The sequence below is a fragment of the Bacillus haikouensis genome (genome assembly GCF_013179555.1).
Taxonomy (GTDB): Bacteria; Bacillota; Bacilli; order Bacillales; family Bacillaceae_B; genus Rossellomorea; species Rossellomorea haikouensis_A.
Genome location: NZ_JABMCR010000262.1, coordinates 1 through 5,655, shown reverse-complemented (window position 1 = coordinate 5,655; position 5,655 = coordinate 1). Strand labels below are relative to the sequence as shown.

At 40.1% G+C, this 5,655-nt stretch carries 6 protein-coding genes; all 6 read right to left on the bottom strand.

Going from position 1 to position 5,655, the window contains the following annotated elements; all coding sequences use genetic code 11:
• Positions 1 to 150: 150 nt before the first annotated feature.
• Positions 151 to 1,149, bottom strand: coding sequence for an NADP-dependent oxidoreductase (locus tag HP456_RS19100; protein WP_172254044.1), 999 nt, complete (start codon positions 1,147 to 1,149; stop codon positions 151 to 153).
• 34 nt (positions 1,150 to 1,183) lie between these two features.
• Positions 1,184 to 1,519 carry an ArsR/SmtB family transcription factor gene (locus HP456_RS19095; protein ID WP_172254042.1) on the bottom strand — a complete coding sequence of 112 codons (336 nt, stop codon included), beginning with the start codon at positions 1,517 to 1,519 and terminating at the stop codon, positions 1,184 to 1,186.
• Positions 1,520 to 1,751: 232 nt separating this feature from the next.
• On the bottom strand, positions 1,752 to 2,303 hold the full coding sequence (locus tag HP456_RS19090; protein ID WP_172254040.1) for a DUF3231 family protein: 552 nt from the start codon (positions 2,301 to 2,303) through the stop codon (positions 1,752 to 1,754).
• A 230-nt stretch (positions 2,304 to 2,533) separates the two neighbouring features.
• Complete coding sequence (locus tag HP456_RS19085; RefSeq protein WP_172254038.1) at positions 2,534 to 4,135, bottom strand: ABC transporter permease; 1,602 nt, start codon at positions 4,133 to 4,135, stop codon at positions 2,534 to 2,536.
• Entirely contained in the window at positions 4,135 to 5,028 is an 894-nt protein-coding gene (locus HP456_RS19080) for an ABC transporter ATP-binding protein (protein WP_172254036.1), read from the bottom strand. Before HP456_RS19080 ends, HP456_RS19085 begins: the two co-directional genes overlap by 1 nt.
• Positions 5,029 to 5,030: 2 nt before the next feature.
• On the bottom strand, positions 5,031 to 5,655 hold a 625-nt coding region (locus HP456_RS19075), incomplete at its 5' end, for a TetR/AcrR family transcriptional regulator (RefSeq protein ID WP_246289268.1).

Sequence of the window (5,655 nt, the reverse complement as noted above, 5' to 3'; positions counted from 1 at the left end):
AGGCAATTACAGGAGATCAACTGGCCGATCTTCAGGGATTGCGCCCATGAATTGTATAACACCTCTATATCACCTTAACTACAAACCCTCATGTTACTAAATGATTTTTTCCAGGAGCATTACTATGCACATTTTTTCTTCGTTTGGTAACTATTTGATTTTTACTATTATTTTCCCCTTTGCCCTGCCGGACTCTGCATATTCCATCGCTTTTTCAGCATCTTCAAAAGGAAAAACTCTATCAATTACAGGTTTGATTTTACCAGTCTCAATAAAGTTTGCGATGATACGCAGCTGCTCTCCACTTGGCTTCATAAACAAAAACGTATATTCAACATTATGCTTTTTTTCAAGCGCAGTAAGTTTATGACTTGCTGCTGAAAACAACAGCGTTTTAAAAATACCGGAACCGTATTCTTTGCCAAAACGAGCATTAGGTAATCCCGAAACGGAAACAATTTTCCCTCCGCTTTTTAACACTCCGAATGATTTTTCGAGTACCTCGCCCCCAAGCGTATCAAACACGTAATCATAGTTTCTCAGTAGTTCTTCAAATTTTTCTGTCTTGTAATTTATCATTTCATCTGCACCAAGAGATTCTACTAAATTCGCACCAGCTTCACTGGCGGTCGTTGCAACAGCAGCACCCATTAATTTGGCCAGTTGAATCGCAAAGGTACCGACACCGCCAGACCCGGCATGGATTAAAATCTTTTGTCCCTTTTGTAATTGCAAAATGTCTGTAAGGGCTTGATAGGAGGTTAACCCAACCAGTGGGATCGATGCTGCTTCTTCAAAGCTCAAATTTGCAGGCTTTAAGGCGATGTCATCTTCATGAATTGCGATATATTCAGCAAAAGTACCGATTTTACTCTTACGGGGACGTGCATATATTTCGTCACCAACTTTAAAACGTGTCACTTTAGCGCCAACCTTTTCGACCACACCAGAAAAGTCATTCCCTAAAATAAGAGGCATTTTATAGTTAACTAACAATTTCACTTTCCCATCTCTTATCTTAAAATCAACAGGATTAATACTAGCTGCATGAATCTCTGCGAGTACCTCATATTCACCAATTTCTGGTGCGGGCACTTCGGTCAAACGCATCGGCACTTTCCCATATCTATCAATCATCATTGCTCTCATAGCCTATACCTCCAAAATAATGTCTGTTTATTCTTCAATAAAAGTTCTGCATGAACTGATCAATATCCAACACAAGCGTTCTTAATAAACCTAATTCTGTGCGTACATTAATATAATAAAAATTTTTTGTCCCTTCTTTACGCATGAGAATAACTCCGGCGTCTCGTAAAACCTTAAGATGATGGGAGACAGCAGGCCGGGAAAGATGGGTTTGTTCAGTGATTTCACCCACACGTAATCCAGTCTCACAATCCGTCCCCATCAGTACGAACAAGATCGATTGACGTGTTTCATCCCCAATTGCCAAAAGTACTTTTTGACAATTAATAAAGTCTTCTTTGATTATATCTAGATGGTCCTGTTTGTTCATTCAGTAAAATACCTCCACTAATCAGTTTAATGGTTTAAGTTGATGAACCATATTACTGAATACAACAATATACGATTGTCATGGTAGGTGCAATATTGAGAAAGCAAATCGAGACGAATACATTTTAAATCAGAAAAAATCCTGCTGTACATTTCACAACAGGATTTTTATAAATGTTCAAATGAAGTTTGACCTTAAAATTAAGAATGGTTCTTTACAAAAAAAAAATTCTTTAACGTTGCTTAGGCATCCCAGGAGGGTAATAATAAGGCGGGACTTTAATCCATCCCCGTTTTCTCATGGCATTTTTTAATGACGTTCCATACTTCATCTTTTCGAAAAGGCATTGAATAAATAAGGAACCTACATCATTTCTGATTGATTGGCTTGCAGCAGTGGCGCAATGAACAACTGCTGCAGCAGTTTTGATACTTATACCATTCATAATTTCATCATCAGTAAGCTTGACTCCTAAAGGAACACCGTTCGGGTCAGAATTGGGACGTTGTTCACTTGTTGCCGGTAAATGAACTCCCTCTGTTTTCATAAATTCCTTAAACCGTTTCCCTTGGTTTTCACATTGTTTTAAGCTCTGCGTGAGCAATGATTTAACTTCATCATCTGTTGTGGAATTGAGACCTATTTGAATATAGATGGTTGCTTCATCCATTAAGGCGAGATACATCCAACAACTCATAACCTCTCCAACATGTAATGGGTTTTGCGGTTCATTGTCTAAACTCATCTGAAGGTAATCTTTTATTGATTCAAATATCGTTGTCATAGCCGCCTCCTTATGTTGATAGATGTATTTTGCCCATAAAGATATAGTGAATTCATATAATCCTGCTTAATGGGAAGCTAAAGTTAATACTCAGCAAGACGTAAGATCAGGACTTCAACCATTTGGACAGGATTAGCAGCATATTCTATACCCGTTTCGAAATGTTTACTTCTTTATCATTTAGTAAAAATACCCCCAGTAAATGTACTGGAGGTATTCTTCAATCACTATTAATTTTCAATATCACGCCTGTTGAAAGTAATAAAGCCAACGATGGCCAGCATGATTCCAACGATACTTAAGAGCAGTAAAGGCATGGATGAAAATTCCTCAATCGGTGTTTGGGGAACATGGCCGAAAGGTGAAATATTCCCGATCCAATTTGGGAACTGGAATAACCCTCCCAGGTATAATACGATAAAGGAATAAAAAACGTATAGCCAAATGAAGCTCGTCAGCTTCGGTAAAAATCCGATTAAACATACGGCCAGACAAATCATAATGAACATGGCCGGATAATAGGAAAGTGCTGCATCAAAGATCATTTCAAAGGATAACCCGCCGTCAACCACTTCATTTCCTGCTGCCCATAAGCCAAATGCTGCAAGCGATATCATCATAAAACCATTGATGATTGAAATCAGGAAGTAACTTCCGAGCAGTTTTGTCCGGGAAACGGATTTGCTTAACAGATGAACAATCCGGTCCTTTTTCTCCTCTCCCCGCAGCTTATTGATGGACATGACTGGAGGGATTGTTGCAAGCAATGAAATGACGATCATCAGCATCGGGATAAATTGTTCAATCAATGTGACCCCTTCTTTGGGCTGAAGAAGCTGCTTCATCGTTTCGTTATCAGAAAAAAATGTCTCCAAATCACCTAAAACTGCTCCATATGATGCACCCAGTACAACCATCCCTATTGCCCATGAGATGATTCCAACTCTCTGCAGCCGTAAAGCAAGACCGATTGGACTTTGCAAGAAGCGGGATGCGAATCGTTTACCAGGCTTGGATGGCAGGAAGCCGCGGTCCAGGTCACGTATGGCGTTTAAATAATTCGCTGCAGCGAATAGAACAAATGCAGCAGCAATCATTAGGACAATCGGCCACCAATTATTCGAATCATAAACTTCTGCTTTCGTGACCCACCCCAATGGTGAAATCCACGATAGTGCTTCATTGCTGACATCCGTAACCGCCCGTAAAAGATAAGAAATCAGGAGTACAGCCATAGAATAACCGATTGTTCCGCGAGAACTGTCCGATAACTGTGCGAATACGGCCGTGACCCCTGCAAAGAACAGGCCAGCAGCTCCCAGAGCCGTACCATACAGCAATGATCCTTCCAGATCCATACTTTCAATCCCGAGTGCGTAAAGACCAAAACCATTAACCAATAGTAATATGATATTTGCAGCTGTGATGACCAGGAGTGATGCATTCAAATAGGAAAGACGTCCGGTTGGTAATGAACGAAGCATTTCCAAACGTCCCTCTTCTTCGTCAGCCCGGGTGTGACGGGTGACAAGCAGAATACTCATTAACCCCACAACAGCTGCCGTCATGAGTAACATCTGATGGGCGGTCATCACGCCAACGGTATAGTTGCTTAAATCAGCTGGACCCGTCATGGCTGTCATCGCCGGGTTCGCCATCGTTTGAGCCATGGCATCCCTTTCTTGCTGTGAGCCATACAGATCCTTAAACGATGTTGGCACAATGATCGTGAAAAAGGTAAGCGCAAACACCCAGATTGGAATTCGCAGCCGGTCGAGACGTAATATAAATGTAGACAGGTACGCCGTTTTCGTCATTAAATTGCCTGACATTATCGTTCACCTCCCACTCCTTCGTAATGACGCATGAATAGATCTTCCAGTGTCGGCGGAGCACTCTCTAACTTGACGATGCCAAATTGGCTGATATGCTTCATTACTGCCTCTAACTGCACCGTGTCAACCTGAAAGGAAAGGCCGTGTTCCCTTTCTTCAATTTCATGAATCCCTTGCAGCTCATTTAAACCAGTGATTGGCTCTCTGGTGTCGACAAGCATTTGTGTTCGTGTTAAATGACGAAGTTCACTTAAGGATCCCGACTCAATAATCTTGCCTTTACGGATAATACTCACCCTGTCACAGAGTTTTTCTACTTCTGATAATATATGACTGGAAAGGAGTACACTTTTTCCTTGTTCTTTCACATCCATTACACATTCTTGGAACACATTTTCCATTAAAGGGTCTAATCCGGATGTCGGTTCATCCAGGATGAATAAATCTGCATCCGATGAAAAAGCAGCCACTAAAGCTACCTTTTGTCTGTTTCCTTTCGAGTAGGTTCTGCATTTCTTGGTTGGATCCAAATCGAATTTTTTTATTAACTCCTCACGTTTCGAACGATTTGCCGAACCATTTAATTTTAAAAATATATCAATCACCTCTCCCCCGGTTAAGTTCGGCCATAAATTAACATCACCGGGAACGTAAGCAACGCGCTTATGAATGTCAACAGCATCATGCCAGGCGTCTTTGTTAAATATCTTTACTTCTCCCTTCGTTGCCTTTAATATTCCCAATAACACTCGAATCGTCGTTGATTTACCAGCTCCATTTGGGCCAATAAAACCGACAACTTCTCCTTTATTAAGTTCAAGATTCACACCATCCAACGCGGTAAATTTCCCAAAGTTCTTCGATAAATTTGTTACGCTTAATAAGCTCATGTTCATTCCTCCCCTTTTCTATAGAAACTGCGCTTCAAAATCTCTGCATAACTTTTCCATTCGTTAAAAATGTCGCCTCCAATACTTTCAACATTTTTAAATGTTCCTAACTTGGAAATTTGCTGTTCGGCAAAACCAACCATTGTCCAGTTAAGGATTTGAACGGCTTTTTCCGGGTCCACATCTTCTCTGAATTTAGACCAATCCAGGTTTTGATAAAGTCTTTTTAACCCATCATCCAGCCAATTCCCTATCAGCTGATCGATCTCTTCCTTGACTTCAACCGCTTCTTCAGTTCGTATAGACTTTAAAAAATCAAATACTAATGGGTATTTCTTCTGGATATTCAATTTAATAAACCCAACTTGATTCAGCCTTTCAAAAAGATCACGTTCATTCAAGTCTATTTGGTCATATATCTGCTCAAGAATGTTAACAGCATTTTCGATTAGAAAAATGTACAAGTCCTTTTTATTTCTAAAATAGTTGAATAAAGACCCTTTGGATATTTGCGCCTCCTTTACGATTTCATTTGTTGACGCTTTTTCAAAACCTGCTTTAACAAATTCCTGCATGGCTGCATTGATAATTCGTTCTTGTTTGTCGATATTCAAATTGAAAAATTTA